We start from the raw sequence: 19,556 nt of genomic DNA on the forward strand, positions 1-19,556 counted from the left end.
ACAGGATGTACGGTCTCGTCAACAAGGCGGTCGAAGATCTGGTGTGTGCGCACTACGGTGAGCCGACGTGGGCGCAGATCCAGGCGCGCGCCGGGGTGCAGACGCCCGGCTTCGTGTCGATGGAGTCGTACCCCGACGAGGTCACGTACAAGCTCGTCGCCGCCGCCAGCGAGGTGCTCGGCGCGCCGGCGGCCGCGGTGCTCGAGGCGGTCGGCGAGCACTGGATCCTCTTCACCGCGCGCCACGGCTACGGCGAGCTCTTGCCGATGTTCGGCGCGACGCTGCGCGAGTTCGTGGCCAACCTCGACAACATGCACGCGCGCGTCGGCCTGACGTTCGCGCGGATGCGGCCGCCCAGCTTCGTGGTCCGCGAAGCCGGGCCGCAGGCGCTCGAGCTCGAGTATCACTCGAGCCGCGAAGGGCTGGCGCCGATGGTGGTCGGCCTGCTCAAGGGCCTGGCGCGCACGTTCGCCGAGGACATCGCCGTCGAGCACGTCCACGGCCGCGAGCGCGGCGGCTTCGACCTGTTCCGCCTCGAACTCCAACCGGCGGCCTGACCATGCTGCTGCTTTTTCGCGAGCAATGTGAGCGGCTGTTCCCGTTCTCGATCCACCTCGACGAGGAGATGCAGATCCTCGAGCTCGGGCGGTCGCTGCGGCGCCTGATGGCGGCCGACGTGTCGGGCCGGCCGTTCGACGAGTGGTTCGTGATCGACCGGCCGGTGCTGGAGGAGCTGTCGCTGAAGGCGCTGCTGGCCCGCAAGGACTCGGTGGTGCTGCTGCAGGTGCGCGACCTCGACCTGCGCCTGCGCGGGGAGATCGTCGAGGTCGACGGCGGGGCGCTGTTCGTCGGCACGCCGTGGCTGACCGAGCTCGGGCAGGTCGCGGCTTCGGGGCTGATGCTGCGGGACTTCGCGCTGCACGACCCGACCACCGAGATGCTGGTCGTCATGAAGACGATGCAGACGGCGATCCAGGACGCCAACATCCTGGCCGACAAGCTGCGGCGGCAGGCGCAGCAGCTGCAGGCGGCCGAGCAATTGGCGGAGCACCTGACGGCGGCCAAGAGCTCGTTCATCGCCAACCTGAGCCTCGAGCTGCGCACGCCGCTCAACGCGATCTTCGGCTACAGCGAGCTGATGCTCGACGAGCTCGGCGAGGCGACGCCGGAGGAGATGCGCGACGACCTGCAGCGGATCCAGCTCGCCGGGCAGCAGCTCCTGCGGCTGGTCGCCGACGTGCTCGACCTGTCGCGCATCGAGGCCCAGCGGGTCGAGCTGCGCGAGGACGTGTTCTCGCTGGCGACCCTGCTGCGCACGGTGAAGGGGACGGTGCTGCCGCAGCTGCGCCGCGGCGTGGCGCTCGTCTGGCCCGAAGACCAGGACGCGGCGCTGTTCGGCGACCAGGAGCGGGTGCGCCAGGTGCTGCTCAACCTGCTCGGCAACGCCTGCAAGTTCACGGAGCTCGGCGAGGTCGGGCTGGCGGTGCAGCTCAAGGACGACGGCCTGGTCGAGTTCGTGGTCCACGACACCGGCATCGGCATCCGCGCCGAGCAGCAGAGCCGCGTGTTCGAGGCGTTCTACCAGGCCGACAGCTCGCTGCGGAAGCGCTTCGGCGGCTCGGGCCTGGGCCTGGCGCTGGCCCGCGGCTTCGTCGAGGCGATGGGCGGGACGATCAGCGTCGAGAGCGAGTACGAGATGGGCTCGCGCTTCATCGTCCGCGTGCCGCTCGGCCGCAATCAGGGCCCGAGGCCGAGGGCCGGCAGCAAGAGCGCCCCGCACGCGATGAGCACCAGGTAGCCGAGCAGGTCGAGGACGACGCCGAAGCGGACCATCGACTGGATCCGGATGAGACCGGTGCCGTAGGCGATCGCGTTCGGCGGGGTCGAGACCGGCAGGGTGAAGGCGAAGCTGGCGGCCATCGTGATGCACAGGGTGGTCGGCACCGGGTCGACGCCGGCCGCCTGGGCGATGGCGATCAGCACCGGGACCATCATGCTGGTGGTCGAGACGTTGCTGGTGACCTCGGTCAGCCACAGCACGAGGAAGGTGCTGGTGGCGAGCAGGCCGAACGGCGAGGCGGCGAGCGGCCCGGCGACGGCGAGGAAGCCGCGCGCGAGCGCCTCGGCGAGGCCGGTGTCGAACATCATCGCCCCGAGCGAGAAGCCGCCGCCGAGCAGGTAGAGCGTCGACCAGTCGAGCTGCATCGCCCGCTCCCACGGCAGCACCGGGACGCCCGGCCGCCGCCCGCCGGGGATCACGCACAGCAGCACGCCGGCGAGGATGGCGACGACGCCCTCCTGCAGGCCGCGGTCGGCCCACTGCGCGACCGGGTGGGCGGCGCCGAGCGTGACCTTGAAGATCGACGGGAGCAGCCAGCCGAGGACCGCGAGCAGGAACACGCCGGCGGCCCGCCGCTCGCCCGCCGACATCGGCCCGAGCCTGTGCAATTGGTCGCGGACCTCGACGGTGAGGCGGTCGAGCCGCGCGACCGGGGCGGGGAAGCGGCGGTGGGCGTAGACGAGGGCGATCGCCAGGGTCACGAGTCCGGTCGGCAGGCCGAAGCTGATCCACTGGAAGAAGTCGAGCTGGACGCCGACCTGCCGCTCGAGGAAGTCGAGGGCGATGACGTTGGGCGCGGTGCCGATCGGGGTGGCGATGCCGCCGATCGAGCAGGCGTAGGTCAGGGTCAGCAGCATGCCCTCGGCGTAGCGGTCGAACTCCGGCTGGTCTTCGGGACAGGCGACGCCGCGGATCGCCGTGCACAGGCCGAGGGCGACCGGGATCAACATCGCCGTGGTGGCGGTGTTGGAGATCCACATCGAGCAGGCGAACGCGCCGAGGCCGACGGCCGTGCGCGCCCGCGCGGGCGAGCCGCGGACCCAGTCGCGCGCGAGCAGCCACAGCGCGGCCCGGCGGTCGAGCCCCTGCTCGCTGAGGCCGAGCGCGAGCATGAAGCCGCCGAGGAACAGGAAGATCAGCGGGCTGGCGAACGGCGCGAACGCCCTGGCCGCGGGGGTGACGTCCATCGCCACCGCCAGCGCCGGGGCGACCAGCGCCGCGGCCCCGAGCGGCACCGCCTCGCTGATCCACAAGACCACGGTGGCGGCGAAGATCGCCGCCAGGCGGTGCGCCGGCGCGGGCAGGCCGGTCGGGGTGACGAGCAGGACGAAGAAGACCAGCGGCGCGAGCACGCGGCCGACCCGCTGACGGGCGACGTCGAAGGCGCTGCGAGCGACGCGGTCCATGCGGCTTCAACTATTTTGGCGGAGGAACGGGATCAGGACCACACAGGGGACGCAGGCGACGGCGGCGATCGAGAAGTACACCAGCGGTCCGTGGGCCTCGTACAAAAAGCCGCTGTAGGTGCCCGAGATGGTCTGCGCGAGCGAATAGATGGCGGTCGCGAACGCGAAGTGGGCCGCCTTGTGGTCGGGGTGGCAGCGGCTCATGATGAAGATCGTCTGGGCCGCGGTGGCGAGGCCGCCGCACAGCTGCTCGATGACGAGGATGGTGCCGACCTGCCACAGCGGCGGCGACAGCGTGTGCGCGAGGCTCAGCGGGGCGCCGAAGCCGAGCATGATGTCGGCGGGCAGGCGCGGGGCGGCGAGCCACAAGTAGAGCGGGATGCCGCCGGCCATGATCAGGGCGATCGGCATGAGCGCCCGCTGAAGGCCGACGCGCGCGACCCACAAACCACCGAGCATGGCGCCGGCGATGCTGGCGGCGGTGCCGAAGCCGTTGAGCACGCCGCGGTCGTCGGTGCCGATGCCGAGCTCGCGGAACAGCACCTTCGACATGCCGAACATCAGCGCGTCGCCGAGCTTGAAGCTGAGCAAAAACAGCAGGACGATCACGGCTCGCGGCTGCAGCAGGAAGCTGAAGTAGGCGCCGCGGATGTGGGCGATGCGGGCCCGCCAGTCGGCCGCCGCGTCGCCGCTCGACTGGACGACCGGGCGGGCGGCGTGGATCCGCGGCAGCCACACGCGGTGGGCCACGGCGAGCCCGACCATGAGCAGGGCGCCGAGGCCGAAGCCGGCCAGCCAGTGGACGCGCCCGCCGAGGAACACGAGGCCCGAGGACCCTACCATCATCGCCACGCGGAAGGCAGCCACGCGGATGCCGGTGTAGCGGGCCTGGTCGGGGCGGCCGAGCGCCGTCATGTAATAGCCGTCGCAGGCGATGTCGTGGGTGGCGCTGAACAGGCCGATGGCGATCAGCACCAGCCAGATCACGGCCGTGCCGGAACCTGCCCCCGAGGCCATGTTGTGGGCGAGCACCGCGAGCACCGCCATCAGCACGCCGAGGCCGAACTGGGTGGCGACGATCCACTGCCGCAGGGTCCCGATCAAATCGACGATCGGGCTCCACACGAACTTGAGGCTCGAGGTGAAGTGCAGCGCCGAGGTGAAGCCGACCTCGCGCGCGGGCAGGCCGGCGGCGGTGAAGAACTCGGCGGCGACCTGGTGGAGGATCGACCACGGCAGGCCCTCGCCGAAGTAGGTCGAGGCCGTCCAGGCGACCGTGCCGGCCCGCCGCGTCGGCGGCTGCTCCGGCCCGGAGGGCCCCGAGGACGGGTCGGGCGTTGCAGCGGCGGTGCTCAAGCGGTTCGCCCGGTCATACCGGCAGGCACGCCGGCGGCCAAGTTTTCCGGGCGGCGCGCAGGCCGGCGAAGCAGTGGTGGAGGTCGAGCCGGCGCGAGCCGCAGCGGTGACAGCGCGACTGCTCCGCCCCGGGCCCCCGCACGGGCCGGCTCAGCGACGCGGCGAATCGGGTCTGCCGGCGAGGCGAGGACGGCCGGTCCGGACGAGCGGACGAACAGGCGCCCATGGATCGGCCTCTGGCAATCCGGCGAGCGGGCTTCGTCTGCCGACGCCGGCAAGCTGTCGCGGCGGGCCTGGGTATTCGCCAGTGCCGGCAAGCCGAGGAGCAAGCGGTCGGCCGGCGCCGGCCGGATTCTCCGCGAGCGGGCTTCGTCGGCCGTGCCGGCAAGCGGCCTCGGCGGCCCGGGTGCGGGCCTTGGGGCCAGCAAGCCGGCTGGGCGACCGACCTCCTGTTGGACAACTACGACGGCCAGCGCCGGCCGTTCCCCATCCCGACCGAGCAGGGCCAGGTCTGGGGCGTCCACCGGCCGTAGCCGTTCTCGGCAGGCGGGCGCTCTTCGCAGGGCCGATTCCGGCAAGCGCCGCGAGCCCCAGGTGTTCACGAGGTCGGTCCAGCAGGTTCGCCGGCCCGCCGAACCAGGTTGCCGAGACCGTCCGACGCAGGCTCGCCCGGCTCTATACGAAGGCGAGCCGAGAGGATGGCGCGCGCTGCATGGTCTCGGCGGTCGCCGAAGCGGCCGAACATCCGCCAGAGGTCGATGAGCGGCGAGCGCTCGCGGGTGGAAGGGACGGCGAGGAGGTCGGCGACGCGGTCGCCGACGAACCAGCGCACGAACTCGGCCGGCATTCCTTCGAACGCGGGGCCCGGGGCCAGGTGCTCCATCCTCTCGAGCCGGACGCAGGGCCTGGCCTTCGGGACAGGCGACGAAGTGGCGCCGGCCGGTGCGGTCGGCGAGCGCGCGGCCCTCGGCGCAGTCGCGCGGGAGCAGCTCCTGTCGCAGGCCCATGACCGCGCCGACGGGCGCCATGACGTCCGAGCACGAGCCGGGCGGTCTCGACGATTCGCCGCTGCGGGTTCGACTGCAGCCCGGCTGGTGCGGACCAGCACCTGCGCGCCCTTGGCCGCGTAGCCGATCGGCAGCGGAGAGGTGTCGAGCAGGAGGATGACCAGCGGGGCCGTAGCGGTGGAACACGCGCTGGCCGAGCTCGATGCGCGCGCCGTCGACCCAGCTCGGCAGGGAGGAAGTACGCGCGCGCGCCGGCCGGCAGCGAGGCCGCCGGCTCGTCGTTGTTCTCGACGAGGTCGCGCATCAGCATGTTGATCGCGCGCACGACGTCGTCGCCGCGCGCGAACAGGTCGAGGATCACGTCGTCGGCCTCGGAGTCACCGCACGTGCGCAAGGGGTCGAGCTGCTCGTCGGACCCGCGGAGGTCGCTCATGTTGCGACGGGGGAGAGCGGCGCCCGCCGCCTGCCCACGGGCGAAGGCGCGGGCCCGCGCCCTTGATCTGACCCAAGAGACATGTGGCGATGTCGCGCCTCGGCTCGCGAACGACCGTCCGCGCGCGACATGGGCCGGTTGACCGGCGATTCCTCTCCTATACAATGTCGCGGCGATGGGTGGCCGGCGGGCGACGAAGCAGGTGAGTGATATTGCGGCGCGCATCATGGATGAGTGCACGGCGTATCGACTGCGCATCATCAACCGCGCGATCAGCAAGCTCTACGACGACGCGCTGCGACCCTTCGAGCTGCGGATCGCTCAGCTCAACACGCTGGTCGTGGTGATGCAGACGCAGGGGCTGACGCCGAACGAGCTGTCGCAGCGGATGCACATGGACGCGTCGACGGTCAGCCGCAACGTCGAGCGCATGTGCAACAGCGGGTGGCTCAAGCTGGCCGACATCGACGACGCCCGCTCGCACGAGATCCAGATCACCGAGAAGGGCATGAAGCTCATCGCCGACGTCGCGCCGGCGTGGGAGGCCGCCCAGCGCGACGCCGAAGAGCTGCTCGGCACCTCGATCGGCAAGGCGATCGCTCGCGGGGCCAACCGCCTGGCCGGCGAATAACCGGCGCTCGCCCGCCGCTTTCGTCGCGTCGTGGCCCTCGGCCGCGGCCGCGCAACATGCGCGAATTGACGGTGGGGTGTTCAGGACCCGCCCCGGCCGTTCCCTGCAGGTCCGATCGCGGGTGGGTTGTAAGTCCCGCGCGAGTTCTGCATCCTGGGGTCCCTTCGGTGACTACGGCCGTCCTCCTGCTCGTTCTGGTTCAGGCGCCCGCCCCCGCGCCTTCGGGTCCGACCCCCGAGCACGGGCCATTCTTCGCGCCCGAGGCGGCGACCGAGTCGCACTTCGCGAGCGGTCCGCCTCCGGCCGCGCCGCCGCGCTTCTCCGTCGGCAAGGGCGCGTTCTGCTTCGTCGAGGACGCGCGCTGCAGCTCGGCCTTGATCGCCAGCGTCGACGTCGGCATCGGCATCAACGGCATCGCCGGCGACCGCGGCGTCGACCTGCCGTACGCCCACTACAACTTCCGCGGCGGCTTCACGGTCCGCCCGCTGACGCTGGCCCGCAAGCGCTGGAACCCGTGGTCGGTCGGCCTGATGGCCAGCTGGTCGCGCGGCACCGGCGTGCTGGCCAGCACCGGCTCGGTCGTCGACGCGCCCGACGAGGTGGTGCAGTCGACCCCGCACACCACCTCGTATCGCTTCGGCCTCGTCAACCAGCTGTGGCTGAGCCAGAAGCGCAACGCGTTCCACGTCGACCTGACCGTCGGCGTGGTCCGCTCGTCGGTGCTCACCTACATCGGCTGGTACAACGGCACCCACCTCGAAGTCGCGGCCGGTTGGGGCGGCTGGGGCGGGTTCTTCGTCAGCGGTGACTTCCTCGACGGCGACTCGCGGGTGGTGACCGGCTTCCGCGCCCACGCCATCCCCGCGCTGCCGGCGATCGGCCTCGTCTTGCTCGGCCTGCTGGCCGGAGGAGCGATGCAATGAGCGCGCTCCTGACTCTTTCTGTCTCTTGGGCCATGTCGCTGGCGCTCGCGCAGCCGCCGGTGCAGACGCCGACGAGCGCGCCGCCGCCGGTGCAGACGCCGAAGTCGTCGACGACGACGACGACGACGACGACGACGGCGACCGCGACGGCCACCACGCCGGCCGGGACGACCCACGCGTCGTCCCCGACGCCGCCGGCGGAGGCGCCGAAGTCGGCCGAGCTGCCGGCGTGGGACCCGAGCGCCACCGGGGCCGTCCCCGCGGCGCCGCCCGAGCCGCCGGTGCCGGTGCCGGTGGCCGAGACGCCGGCGACGCCTCCCGCCGACGCCTCCGCTTCGGCCGGGCCGAAGGAGAAGCCCGGGCCGCCGTTCTACACCGAGGCCGAGATGCAGCAGCTCCGGGTGCGCCACGGCCTCGAGGCGACCTCGCCGACCAGCGAACGCAAGTCGCGCTGGCGCTGCCTGATCGCCGACCCGACCTGCGGCCTCGTCGTCGAGGTGCAGGCGACGTCGGGCTACGCCTACCGCGTGCGCCAGGGCGACGTCACCTCGCCCGGCGATGTCTACCGCTGGAACTCGGCCCGCGTGCAGTACGACGTGTGGGTCAGCATCCCGACGCTGGTCGAGCAACGCGGGGGCTTCAAGTACACGCGGGTGTCGCTCGGGCCCAAGGGCGGCATCATCGCCAGCGACAGCAAGGACATCTGGGGGAACGTCGGCTTCGCCGGCCGTTACTGGTTCAAGCGCGGCCGCTGGTCGCCGACGATCGAGTTCTCGAGCGGCCTGGCGTTCAAGGTCGCCGGCATCCAGAAGCCCGACGGGCGGTTCGACAACGTGCGCAGCCCGATCGGCTTCGTCGCCGATGTCGGCATCGGCCTCGGCGGCTTCGGGGCGATCGTCCTCGGCGGTCAGTTCGACAGCCCGCTCGCGCGCGAGGACGTGCCGGAGCGGGCGCGCACGCCGGCGGGGGGCATGTTCTACATCGGCTTCCGCGGCAACATCCTGTGGGGCGCGCCGGCGGTGTTCGGTGTGGCGACCCACGCGGCGGCGCTGCGCGCCGTCAACGCGCCCTGAGGGCCGCGCGCCCGTGAGCGGCCCGCGAAGGTCCGCATCGGCGTCGTGCGATCGGCTGTAATCTCGAGCCCGTTCGCGCGGCTCACCGGTCCGAGCGCATGACCCCCGGCAGTCACCTCCGGCCGGTGCCCTCTCTCGCGGGCCCGACGTCTCCCGCGGCTCCGCCGCAGCGGGCCAGCACCGAACAGCTGGTCGAGCGGGCCAAGGCCGGCGAGATGAGCGCGTGGTCGCGGCTCTACCAGGACCACTACGAGCGGGTCTATCGCCACGTCCGCGCCCTGACCGGCGACGCCGGGCTGAGCGAGGAGCTGGTGCAGGAGACGTTCGTGCAGGCGCTGCTGAAGATCGGCGGCTTCGACGGCCGCTCGCAGCTGTCGACCTGGTTGCACGGGGTGGCGATCAACGTCGTGCGCAATCACTGGCGATCGCAGCGCAGCACCGCCAAGGCGCACGCGCGGCTCGAGGTGATGAAGTCGCTCGACGCCGGCGTGCAACCGCTCGACGGGGCGCTGCACCAGCGCCAGCGCGTGCGGGCCCTGTACGCCGCGCTCGAGACCCTGCCCGATCACCTGCGCGTCGCCTTCGTGCTGCGCGACCTCGAGGGCCTGAGCCCCGAGGAGGCCGCCGAGCAGCTCGGGATCTCGGGCGGCAACCTGGCCGTGCGCGCCAGCCGGGCGCGCCAGCGGATCCGCAAACAACTGGTCGAGTGGGGCGTGCTGCCGCCGCAAGCGGAGGAGCCGTCGTGAAGGACCTCGACGTCCTCGTCGACGCCGCCGCGGCCGACCTCGCCGAGGCGATGCGGCGCGACCTGCTGGCGCCCGACTTCGCCGCGGTGGTCGCCGAGGCGCACGCGCGCGACCCGAAGCGGGTGCCGGCGGCCGCTCTGGTGGAGGTGCGCGAGCTGGCCCCGGTGGCCCAGCTGCGCCGCGACGCCAGCGCGCGGGTGCCGGCGCGCGAGCAGGCCGAGTTCGCGGCGCTGCTGGCGGAGGCGCGGGCGGAGATCGATCGCGACTGCGCGGCCGTGCGGGCGGCCGGGCCTCCGCCCGTACCTGTCCCCAGGGCCAGGCGATCGGCGACGCGTCCGTGGATGTGGCTGGCCGCGGCGGCCGCGGTCGCGGCGCTGGCGTTCGGGGTCCGCCCGCTGCTGACCCGCGGGCAAGCCGGCCCCGAGGCCGCCAACCAGGCGCCGTTTCAGGACCAGGCGTCGCCGTCGCGCCATGAGGTCGCGCCCGCCCCGGCGCCGACGCGAGCGGAGCGGGCGCGGCCGGTCACGAGCGCGCCGGCGCCGGTGAGCGAGGCCGAGGTGGCGCCGATCGAGGTGGCGCCGATCGAGGTGGCGCCGATCGTCGAGGATGTCCCGAAGGGCATGCCCGAAAAAGCAGGTGCGAAGGACCAGCCTGAAAAGGCCGCGGCGCGGCCGCGCGGGGAGACGCTGGTGGAGCGGCTGCGGCGGCTCGACGGCGAGGCCGAGGCGAAGTGGGAGGCGGGCGACCTGGCCGGCGCCGAGGCGCTGTACCGGCAGATCGTCGGGCTGGCGCCGGGCTCGCGCGCGGCCGATCTGGCCTACGGCGACCTGTTCTCGCTGGCGCGCCAGCGCCACGGCGGCGACGAGGAGGTCGCGCTGTGGCGGACGTACCTGCAGGCGTTCCCGCGCGGGCGCTACGCCGACGACGCGCGCGCCGGCCTGTGCCGGCGCGCCGACGAGGGCCAGCGCGCGAATTGCTGGCGCGACTACCTCGCCGACTTCCCCAGCGGAGTGCATCGGCACCAGGCGGCGCGCGTGCTCGAGGGCGAACCGTGAGACGCGGCGCCACGGACACGGCCCGAGTGACTGCCGGCCGGAGGTGGGCACTGGGTCTCGACGGGCCGGAGACGGTCGCGGCCGGCGCAGAGACGGGGCGTGGCGGAGCGACGGCGGAGAGGTCGGTCGCGGTCGGCGAAGTGATGCGGGCTGACGGGGCGGTCGCGGCGAGGGCGGTCGCGGCGGGCGAAGGGACGCGGGCTGCGCGGTCGCGGCCGGCCGCGGGTGGGTCCATGCACTGCGTCGTCGTCGTGCTCGCGTGTCTGTCGCTCGCGGCCTGTCCGTCGGTGATCTACCAGTTCCACGACAGCGCCAGCCCTCCCGCTCCGGCGACCGAGACGAGCTCCGAGACCCTGTCCCCGGGGACAGAAGATACGGCCGCCTGGCCGCCGCCGCCGACGCCGACCGAGGGGGCGGTGGAGCTGTGCTTCGACGGCGTCGTCTCCGGGGCCGAGACCGACGTCGACTGCGGGGGCCCGGCGTGTCCGCCGTGCGGGCCGGGCCAGAAGTGCGCGGGGCCGTGGGACTGCCTCGACGACCTGTGCATCGACAACCTGTGCGGCTTGCCCCCGCAGTGCCGGGTCGCCGAGGACTGCCCGCCCGCTCCGTGCCGCGAGTCGCTCTGCGACGACGAGCAGTGCGTCTACCTCGACCTCGACGGCATCAAGTGCGACGACGGCGACCTGTGCACCGACTCCGACACATGCATCGCCGGCCAGTGCCTGGGCTCGCCGCGCGAGTGCGGCGGGTTCGACGGGCCGTGTCAGCAGGGGTTCTGTAACCCGAACTCGGGCAACTGCGCGATCGAGTTCATGAACGACGGCGAGCCGTGCGAGGACGGGCTGACGTGTACCTCCGGCGACTTCTGCGCGCAGGGTCAATGCGTGGGCAAGCCGGGGCCGGTGTGGCTCACCGACTTCAACGATCCCGGGGGGTGGGTGTTCGACCCGCCGTGGATGATCGGGCCGGCGATCGCCTCGGCGTGCGCGGCCAACGGGTTCGAAGATCCGCCCGAGGACCACTCGCCGGACGGCGAGAACACGCTCGCGGGCGCGGAGATCGGCGGGTGCTTGCCGAGCGAGCCGCTGCCGGACGGCGCGTGCCTCACCAGCCCGCCGATCGATGCGCTGCAGCTGCCGGCGCCGGTCGTGCTGCTGTACTGGAGTCAGCTCTCGGCGGCCCCGCTGCCGCTGCGCAAGCCGTCCAGCGCGCGCGTCGAGGTGTGGAGCGGCAAGGCCTGGAACTCGGTGTTCGAGAGCAAGAACGAGCCGTTCGACGAGCCCGAGTGGACGCCGCACTTGATCGACATCACGCCGTTCCTCAACTCGGCGCTGATGGTCCGCTTCTGTCATCACCACCCCGAGCCCGGGCTGCCGCCGGTGGCGGGCTGGAGCGTGGACGACGTGTACATCGGGCCGCCGGAGTGTCAGCCGCCGTGATCGCGATCGTTCGAGTCGGGCTGTAATCGCGGGAGGGTCCGCGTCACTCACCGGCCGAACGCATCGCGAGAAGGACGTTACAATGAAGACACTGCCCCTATTGCGCCGACTCGGCTTCCTGTTCTCATGCACCGCCTTCGCCGTGCTGGTCCCCACCGGCTGCGACGTGAAGGTCGACGTCGAGGAGGGCGACGGCGAGGAGCCGCAGCCCGACGACTGCAAGCAGCAGTACGTGCTTTGCCTCGACCAGGGCCACAGCGCCGACGAGTGCGCGCCGCTGCTCGAGGGCTGCGAGCCGGTGCCGGTGCCGGACGATTGCGAGCTGCAGCTGCAACTGTGCCTCGAGGAGGGCATCGACCCGACGATCTGCAAGCTCGAGTTCGAGCAGTGCGTGCCGACGCAGCCGCCGCCGGTCGATTGCCAGTACGAAGTGGCGGAGTGCCTGAAGCAGGGCCAGCCGATCGAGGTGTGCGAGCAGCTGTGCCCGCCGCACCCGTGCCCGCCGCCGCCGCACGACGACTGCGAGCTGCAGTTCCACCTCTGCCTCGAGGCGGGGATCGATCCGGTTCAGTGCGAGGTCGAGCTGCAGCTGTGCGTCGGCCCGCCGCCCGAGGAGTGCTGGCTGCAGTGCGAGCAGCAGGGCCTGCCGCCCGAGGCGTGCAAGGCGCTGTGCGAGCCGCAGCCGCCGCCCGACTGCGAGTGGCAATTCCACCAGTGCCTCGAGCAGGGGATCGACCCGGCGGAGTGCGAGGCGCAATTGCAGGAGTGCTGGGAGCCGCCGCCGCCGCCGCCGGACGACTGCAAATGGCAATTCGAGCTGTGCTTGCAGCAGGGGATCGACCTTGCCGAGTGCGAGGCGCAATTGCAGCAGTGCCTCGGAGAGCCGCCGCCGCCCTACGATTGCTGGGAGAAGTGCGCCGAGCAGGGCCAGCCGCCGGAGGTGTGCGAGCAGCTGTGCGCGCCGCAGCCCGACGACTGCGAGTGGCAGTTCCAGCAGTGCCTCGAGCAGGGCGGCGACCCTGGCGAGTGCGAGGTGCAATTGCAGCAGTGCTGGAACCCGCAGCCGCCGGACGACTGCAAGTGGCAGTTCGAGGTGTGCCTGCAGCAGGGGGGCGACCCGGCGGAGTGCGAGGCGCAATTGCTGGAGTGCCTGAACCCGCCGCCGCCCGTGGACCTGTGCGCGCAGAACTTCCAGGTGTGCCTCGAGCAGGGCTTCGACCCCGCCGAGTGCGAGGCGCTACTTATCGAGTGCCTGAACCCGCCGCCGCCGGTGCCGAGCGACTGCGACCTCGAGCTCGAGCTGTGCCTGCAGGAGGGCATCGAGCCGGCGGTGTGCGAGGCGAAGTGGCAAGATTGCCTGGGCCAGCCGAATCCGCCCCCGCCCGACCCGTGCTTCGAACAGCACGGGGCGTGCCTCGAAGAGGGGTACGAGCCCGCGGTGTGCGACCAGAAGCTGGCCGACTGCCTCGGCCAGCCCTGAGCCCTCGCCGGGTCGGCCTCGGCGGGCTATATAGCGGCTCGTCGTGCTCTCCGCCTCCCTGCTCGCGCTCGCGCTGACGAGCCCGACCGCCGCGCCCCCCGGCGCGGCGGAGCACGGCCCGGCCGCGCCGGGGACGAGCAACCATTCGCCGACCGTCTCGCAGTCGGAGGCGAGCGAGGGAGCGAAGGTTCCATCGCCCCCCGCTGCTGCGAGACCGGGCGCGAGCAAGAGCGCTCCGCCGACGACACGGCCGGCGGCGAGCAAGAGTTCGCCCGCAGCGTCGCCGCCGAGCGACAGCTCCCCGTCGAGCACGGGCGCTTCGCCGGCGAGCCCGGACGCCGCCTCGACGAGCGCGAGCGAGGGCGCGGTCGTGCCTGCGCCGACGATCGGCAGCGCGCTCGTGCGGGTCGAGGGCGTCGAGTTCGCCGACCTCGAGCGCGCGCTGCGAGTGCGCCTGCCGTCGCTGGCGCTGGCGCAGCAGGGCGAGGAGCTGCCGGCGGGGGACGGGTTGCGCGCGTTCGTCGACCTGCGCCGGACATCGCCGACGCAGGTCCAGGTGGCGCTGATCCTGGCCGACGGCCGGGCCTACTTCCGCGCCGTCGACACCGCGGGGGAGCCGCCCGCGCGCCCGGTGGCCGCGGCCCTGGCGCTGCTGATCGCGGCCATCGAGGACGACTCGGTCGCCCCCGACCAGCGCGACGTGCCGGTGCCGCCGGCGATCGCCGAGCCGCCGCCGGTACAGTCGGATGTCCCCAAGGACATTATTTCAAAGACATGTCCGGAGGTGCTGCCGTGTCCGCGGCTGCCCTCGCCGCCGGCGCCGCCGCCCGCGCCGGCGCTCGAGCTCGGCCTGGTGCGGTACGACGGGGCCTCGTTCGGGCTCGACCAGCCGCTGGCCGGCGTGCGCGGGGCGGTGTTCGGGCTCGGCCTCGATCTGCGCTGGCGGCGAGGGGCGATCGCCGCCGTCGAGGTGCGCGCGGCGGTGGCCCCGGTCGACCGCCACACGCTGGCGCGCGTGCGCGTGGCCGCGGGGGCGGGCTTCGGTGTGCGCGTGCGGGCGTTCGAGCTGCCGATCGTCGGGCTCGTCGGGGTCGAGTGGTGGGGGCTGACCGGGGGCGAGGTCACGGTCGCTCGCGCCGGCGCGCGGCCGCTGGTCGGCGGCGGGCTGCGACTGTCGCCCGGCTTCTGGCTGCGCTTGCCGGCGGTCGCGGTGCGCGCCGGCGCACGCGCGGAGCTGTGGGCCTCGGGTGAACCCGGCCCGGACGGCCCGCGCAAGCCGCTGCTGGCCCGCCCCGGCGAGCCGGCGCTGGCGGCGGTGGGCGGGGTCGAGCTGAACGTCGGGCTCGAGCTGGCGGTGTGGTTCGAGCCGGGACGGCGCAAGCGGACAGGTCCGAAAGGGAAGGTGCGATAGGACATGCTTGAAAGGGCATGTTTTTGCGGACATGTCGAGACGGTGGCCCGCGCCGCTGCGGCCGACGCGGCGGAGGCCGAGCGAGCCCGCCCGGTCATCGGCGGCCGAGCCGCGGCGACCTGTAGTCTTGAATAGGCAGGGGCTTCGGGACAGGTCCCGGCGCGCGGGCCCGGCTCAGGCGACGCGGTGGCCGGGCTCGGAGTGCCAGCGGTAGCCGACGCCGCGGACGGTCTCGATCATGGTCGCGTGCTCGCCGAGCTTGGTCCGCAGGTTTTTGATGTGGACGTCGATCATGTTGGTGCCGGGGTCGTAGGCGGTCTCCCACACGTTCTGCAGCAGCTCGACGCGGGACACCACGCGGCCGGCCTCGCGCGCGAGGTAGGCGAGCAGCATGAACTCGCGGTGGGTGAGGTCGAGGTTCGTGCCGGCGAAGGTGACGGTGCGGTCCTGGCGATCGATGCGGAGCTGGCCGACCTCGAGGAATCGGTCGCGCTGGCCGCGGCGGCCGAGGGCGCGCACGCGGGCCAGCAGCTCGGTGAGGTCGAACGGCTTCGGCAAGAAATCGTCGGCGCCGGCGTCGAGGCCGGAGACCCGGTCACAAACATCGGAGCGCGCCGTGAGCATCAGGATCGGCACCGTCTTGCCGGCGGTCCGCAGGGCGCGGCACACGTGCAGGCCGTCGAGCGAGGGCAGCATCCAGTCGAGGATCACGAGGTTGTACTCGACGCTGCGCGCCTGCGACACCGCGACCGCGCCGTCGTCGACGAGGTCGACCACGTAGCCCTCCTCGGAGAGCGCACGCGAGAGGAAGCTGGCGAGCTTGCGGTTGTCCTCGGCGACCAGGATCCTGGCCGTGGATGGTGGTGTGTGCGCCGGCATGTGCGAGGCCCGTGGGTGAGGAGGTACGTGGCGCGCTCAGGCGATGCCGAGCCGGTCGAGCACGCCGTGGATGAAGGCCAGCGGGTGGAGCGGACGCCGGGCAAGAGCAGGTCGGGCGCGTGCCCGCGGAAGGAGCCGCGCGCGCCGGCGAGGTCGTGGTGAGGCCCGCCGCGCTCGCAGCGGGTCGCCCGCGCTCGCAGCAGCCGCGCGCCCCGGCGGCCGCTCGGCGTGGCCTCGACCTGCGCGGCCACGCCGAGATGGACGAGCGGCAGCAACGGGACGCCGATCGACGGCGGCAGCGCGACGCTCCAACGCGCACCCCGCCACGGATGTGGCGGTGACGGTCATGACGATTCTCTTCAACAGTGTCGACAAAGGAGCTCTCCCCGGCGCCGTCACCCGGCGCCTCGACTGGCGAGACTCGACACCATCAAGGTAGGAGCGGGCCCGGCGACGGTCGAGTTAAGTGCGGTTCACCGGTTCGCGGCCGATCCAGCGCGGCGCCAGATGAACTCGCGCTCATCGGCGCGGTCGATGGAAAAATGTCCGAAGGGACATGTCGATCGGCCGCGGGACGAATGTGACAGCGAAGCGCCGCTCGAAGTCGGTACGGCCGGCTCGCAGCGCGAATGGCGGCGAGTTCATGGCCGCGGGAGGGGTTTCGGCGAGGTCAGCAGCCAGTAATTTGCGTGAAAATATTGTCTTGAAAAGGTCAGCCTGGATGAGGCGGTTTTAACTGAAGCGGGACCTACAGGGCGGGTAGGACGCTGTTCATGGAGTATGCGCGATATGCGCAGCGAGCGTTGGGCGCGGGCGAAATTGCGCCGACGATCTCCGTGACCATCGGGTCCCGCCGGCCACGGCTCCTGGGCGGCGAATCGGCGCACGAGCCCTCTGCAGGGCTCCTCGCGACGCCTCAGCCCCGGGCGCGACGGCGGCGGCCGAGCGCGAGCAGCAGCAGCGCGAGGCCGCCGGCCGGGCCGCTCTGTCGGCAACCGCAGCCGTCGCCGCCGCCGCCGCCCTGCTGGCCGCTGGTGGTCGCGCCGTCGGTCGCGTCCGTGGTGGTGCCGGTGGGCGTCGCCCCCGTGCTCGAGGAGGTCCCGGTGCCGTTGCTCGTCGCGCCGGTGGTCGGCGCGTCGCCGGTGCCGTCGCTGGTGCCGTCGCTCGAGTCGCCGCCGCTCGTGTCGCCCTCCTCGACCAGGCCGCGGAGCGGGACCGAGGCTGTCCATTCGGCCAGGACCAATGGGTCAGGGTCGGCGGGGAACAGCGCCTGCGCGTCGGCCCCGGCGCTGTTGGTCTGGTTCTCGGTGGCGAGGAACTCGAGGTAGGCCGGCGTGTTGATGACGTAGAGGAGGCGGACGCGCAGGTCGAGGAGGTCGTCCTGGCCGGGCGTGAGGTCGACGAGCCGCGCCGGGCCGAACGCGTAGGTGGTCTCGTCCCAGTGCGGCCAGGTCTCGTCGGGGAGCAGGGTGTAGCGGTCGCCGACCGGGTCGGTCTCGATGCCGGCCTGCAGGCCTTTCGGCGGGATCCGGCTGTCCACCTGCCAGTAGTCGTTGAGCAGCAGGTGGTTGGTCGCGCCGGTCTGCTGGTGGACGGCGATCGCCTCGTAGGTGCGCTGCTGCGGGTCGTTCTCGAGGCCCTGGCCGGCGATCCAGCGGCCCGAGCCGTAGACGGGCTCGCCCATGTAGCTGGCGGTGACCTCGAGCCACATGACGCGGCCCTCGGAGTAGCCGCTCGGCAGCTTGTGACCGGTGTTGTTGGTGACCTTGACGCTCCAGCCGTCGATGCCCGCCAGCAGGTCGACCTCCGCCGGCGCGGTGACCTCGAGCGTGGCCGCGGCGCCGAGCGACAGGTCGATGCCCGCGAGCGCGACGTCGAAGTACGCGTCGTCGATGTCGCCGCTGCCCGCGCTGCCGTACAGCGACTTCAAGATCTCCACCATCCGCCGGTTCGCGCCCGCGAGGTCGTGCCGCCTGCCCCCGGTCGCGTGCGTGATGCCCTGGCTGTTGAACTCGGCGCAGCCGGCGACGTCGTCGACCGCCGGCATGTGGCAGTCCTGGCACGACTTGAACTCGGGGCCTTCGACGGCGTAGGCGCTGCCGAGCCACTCGCTGTAGGTCCGCTGCTCGTTGAACTTGGCGCCGGTCGGCTGGCCCTCGGCGTCGAGGCGGTCGCGCCCGGTGGTGACGTCGTGACAGGTGCCGCAGTGCTCCGACCGGCCCAGCAGGTCGCCCACGACCCAGCTGTGCATCGGCTTGTCGCCGCCGTCGTACGACCACGGGCCCTGCTTCGGCACGTCGCCGGCTTCGCCGATGATGTCGTCGATCGTGTAGTGGGCGTCGCCCGGCGGCGTCACGCCGTCGTCGATCATGCGGTGGCACAGGTCGCAGTCGACGCCCGCGAGGTCGTCGGGGTCGAGGTCGTCGATGACGGTGGCGCCGTCGCGGCCGGCGACGAAGGCCCGCGGCGCGTGGCAGCGGACGCAGCTCGCGGTCTCGCCCGGCATGTCCTGGGCGGCGATCGCCACCCCGGCCCAGAACACCGGGTCGCGGGCGGCGTTGGCCATCATGCCGCCGGCCCAGGCGATCGGCGAGACGTTGGGCAGGTCGGCGTGCTCCGGCGGGTTGGCGAAGGCGTGGCACTTGCGACAGTCGGCCGACTTCTCGAGCGGGTTCTGCAGGCTGCCCGGCTCGGTCGCGGCGCTCGCACGCCCCGAGAGGAGCGCCGCGAGGGCGAGAGAGACCGTGGGCCACGCGCCGCGAGCGAACAACGTCATGGCGGGCATCTTATCGCGGCGCGCCGGCGCCGGCGCATGCGCACGGGCGTGCGGTTCGGCGCGCAGATCGGGCCTCACCAGGGCCTCGCGGGGGCGGCGACAGGGCCTCGCGGGCGCGGTGACGGGCCGATCGTCCGCGGGCGGCAGCGCCGGTGCGGCCGGCGAAACGAGACGTCCGCAGCGTGGGCGGCTATGCTCCGGGCCGCATGCCTCGCGCGCGCGACGCTCTCCTCGCGGCGGTGCTGATCGCCGCCTGTACCCCGGCCCCCGACGGGCGCTCGGCCTCGCCGACGACCTCGGACGCCACGCCGCCGCCGCCGAGCCAGCCGAGCCCGCCCGCGGGCCGCACCGCCAACAACGACGCGCGCGGGTTCGCCAACCAGCCCGACTACGACGGCGAGGCGGCGATCCTCAAGCCCCAGGTCGCGTCGCGCCTGCCCGACCCGCTGCCCACCGACCGCAAGCAGGCCTGCGCCGCCATGTTCGCGGCCGCCGACGCGCTCTACCGCGACATCGACCCCGCCGGCACGGCCCTGCAGCTGCTGCAGGCCAGCCGCGCCGCCGACCAGAGCGCCTGCGAGCGCGAGACCAGCCCGCGCGCCGCCGCCTGCGTCACCGTGCTGCTCGCCGACCGCAACGCCGAGCTGCCCTGGCTGCTCGACCAGTGCTCGCGCGCGTTCCCGGATTGAACGGATATGTCTTATCGAGCATGTCGTTCCAGACATGAACGATCGAACACGTCCATGGAGACAGGTTTCTTCCACGCCTCGCGCGCCTGACTGCGCCTCACGGGCTCGAGCGGCGTGAGCGCGCCTCGGCTCGGCTCGTACGTCTTCGACGACGCGCGCGGACCTGGGCGCGGGCAGCGAGAGCCTGCGTTCGCCGGGCTCGAAGCGGCGCCGCTGGGCTCGGCGAGGAGGGTGGGCGCAGGCGGCCGCGAGCGCGAGGTCGGCGGTGGAGCTGGCGCCCGCACGGTCATCGGCGTCCTCGCCTTCTCCTCGTCACCACCGCGCTCGGGCACGTGGCGTCGACGCCGAACCGCGCGGGCGCGGCCGCGAGTCCGCCGCAGACACGGGCTCGCGCCTCGACAGCGGGTTCATC

At 72.8% G+C, this 19,556-nt stretch carries 17 protein-coding genes; 12 read left to right on the forward strand and 5 right to left on the reverse strand.

The genetic code is table 11. The features are described 5' to 3' along the window. Positions 1–5: 5 nt before the first annotated feature. On the forward strand, positions 6–557 hold the full coding sequence (locus tag NAEX_RS21530; RefSeq protein WP_096329358.1) for a heme NO-binding domain-containing protein: 552 nt from the start codon (positions 6–8) through the stop codon (positions 555–557). A gap of 2 nt (positions 558–559) precedes the next feature. Next, positions 560–1,798 carry a sensor histidine kinase gene (locus NAEX_RS21535; RefSeq protein ID WP_096329359.1) on the forward strand — a complete coding sequence of 413 codons (1,239 nt, stop codon included), beginning with the start codon at positions 560–562 and terminating at the stop codon, positions 1,796–1,798. Here NAEX_RS21535 and NAEX_RS21540 read toward each other — a convergent pair. The 3 genes from NAEX_RS21540 to NAEX_RS21550 all read right to left on the reverse strand — a co-directional run bounded on the left by NAEX_RS21540 (position 1,738) and on the right by NAEX_RS21550 (position 5,485). Further along, entirely contained in the window at positions 1,738–3,246 is a 1,509-nt protein-coding gene (locus tag NAEX_RS21540; protein WP_096329360.1) for an SLC13 family permease, read from the reverse strand. The genes NAEX_RS21535 and NAEX_RS21540 overlap by 61 nt on opposite strands. A gap of 6 nt (positions 3,247–3,252) precedes the next feature. Then, positions 3,253–4,602, reverse strand: a complete 1,350-nt coding sequence (locus NAEX_RS21545) for an MFS transporter (RefSeq protein ID WP_096329361.1) — start codon at positions 4,600–4,602, stop codon at positions 3,253–3,255. Between the two features lie 598 nt (positions 4,603–5,200). Then, on the reverse strand, positions 5,201–5,485 hold the full coding sequence (locus NAEX_RS21550) for a hypothetical protein (protein ID WP_096329362.1): 285 nt from the start codon (positions 5,483–5,485) through the stop codon (positions 5,201–5,203). A 326-nt stretch (positions 5,486–5,811) separates the two neighbouring features. Here NAEX_RS21550 and NAEX_RS21555 point away from each other — a divergent pair, with 326 nt between their 5' ends. From NAEX_RS21555 to NAEX_RS21600, 9 genes are all read left to right on the forward strand, one after another. Further along, positions 5,812–6,108, forward strand: coding sequence for a hypothetical protein (locus tag NAEX_RS21555; RefSeq protein ID WP_096329363.1), 297 nt, complete (start codon positions 5,812–5,814; stop codon positions 6,106–6,108). A gap of 160 nt (positions 6,109–6,268) precedes the next feature. After that, on the forward strand, positions 6,269–6,673 hold the full coding sequence (locus NAEX_RS21560) for a MarR family winged helix-turn-helix transcriptional regulator (protein WP_170135889.1): 405 nt from the start codon (positions 6,269–6,271) through the stop codon (positions 6,671–6,673). 167 nt (positions 6,674–6,840) lie between these two features. Further along, on the forward strand, positions 6,841–7,596 hold the full coding sequence (locus tag NAEX_RS21570) for a hypothetical protein (RefSeq protein WP_100792748.1): 756 nt from the start codon (positions 6,841–6,843) through the stop codon (positions 7,594–7,596). A 32-nt stretch (positions 7,597–7,628) separates the two neighbouring features. Next, positions 7,629–8,669, forward strand: a complete 1,041-nt coding sequence (locus NAEX_RS50505; RefSeq protein WP_170135890.1) for a hypothetical protein — start codon at positions 7,629–7,631, stop codon at positions 8,667–8,669. A gap of 125 nt (positions 8,670–8,794) precedes the next feature. Continuing rightward, positions 8,795–9,415: an RNA polymerase sigma factor gene (locus tag NAEX_RS21580; RefSeq protein ID WP_170135891.1), complete on the forward strand. Its 621-nt coding sequence runs from the start codon at positions 8,795–8,797 to the stop codon at positions 9,413–9,415. After that, on the forward strand, positions 9,412–10,470 hold the full coding sequence (locus tag NAEX_RS21585; protein ID WP_096329368.1) for a hypothetical protein: 1,059 nt from the start codon (positions 9,412–9,414) through the stop codon (positions 10,468–10,470). The genes NAEX_RS21580 and NAEX_RS21585 overlap by 4 nt, the downstream gene beginning before the upstream one ends. Before the next feature lie 233 nt (positions 10,471–10,703). Continuing rightward, the gene (locus NAEX_RS21590; RefSeq protein WP_096329369.1) at positions 10,704–11,909 is read left to right on the forward strand and encodes a hypothetical protein; all 1,206 of its coding nucleotides are present in this window, start codon (positions 10,704–10,706) and stop codon (positions 11,907–11,909) included. Between the two features lie 82 nt (positions 11,910–11,991). Continuing rightward, positions 11,992–13,389, forward strand: coding sequence for a hypothetical protein (locus tag NAEX_RS21595; protein WP_143140214.1), 1,398 nt, complete (start codon positions 11,992–11,994; stop codon positions 13,387–13,389). Between the two features lie 43 nt (positions 13,390–13,432). Further along, entirely contained in the window at positions 13,433–14,800 is a 1,368-nt protein-coding gene (locus NAEX_RS21600; RefSeq protein ID WP_096329371.1) for a hypothetical protein, read from the forward strand. 174 nt (positions 14,801–14,974) lie between these two features. Here NAEX_RS21600 and NAEX_RS21605 read toward each other — a convergent pair whose 3' ends face one another. Continuing rightward, positions 14,975–15,679: a response regulator transcription factor gene (locus tag NAEX_RS21605; protein WP_096329372.1), complete on the reverse strand. Its 705-nt coding sequence runs from the start codon at positions 15,677–15,679 to the stop codon at positions 14,975–14,977. A 916-nt stretch (positions 15,680–16,595) separates the two neighbouring features. Next, positions 16,596–18,455 (reverse strand): multiheme c-type cytochrome, encoded by a 1,860-nt coding sequence (locus NAEX_RS21610; RefSeq protein WP_170135892.1) that lies wholly within the window; start codon positions 18,453–18,455, stop codon positions 16,596–16,598. Between the two features lie 206 nt (positions 18,456–18,661). Here NAEX_RS21610 and NAEX_RS21615 point away from each other — a divergent pair, with 206 nt between their 5' ends. Then, entirely contained in the window at positions 18,662–19,144 is a 483-nt protein-coding gene (locus tag NAEX_RS21615) for a hypothetical protein (protein WP_096329374.1), read from the forward strand. Positions 19,145–19,556 lie beyond the last annotated feature (412 nt).

Origin of the sequence: Nannocystis exedens (genome assembly GCF_002343915.1) — a bacterium.
GTDB lineage: Bacteria > Myxococcota_A > Polyangia > Nannocystales > Nannocystaceae > Nannocystis > Nannocystis exedens.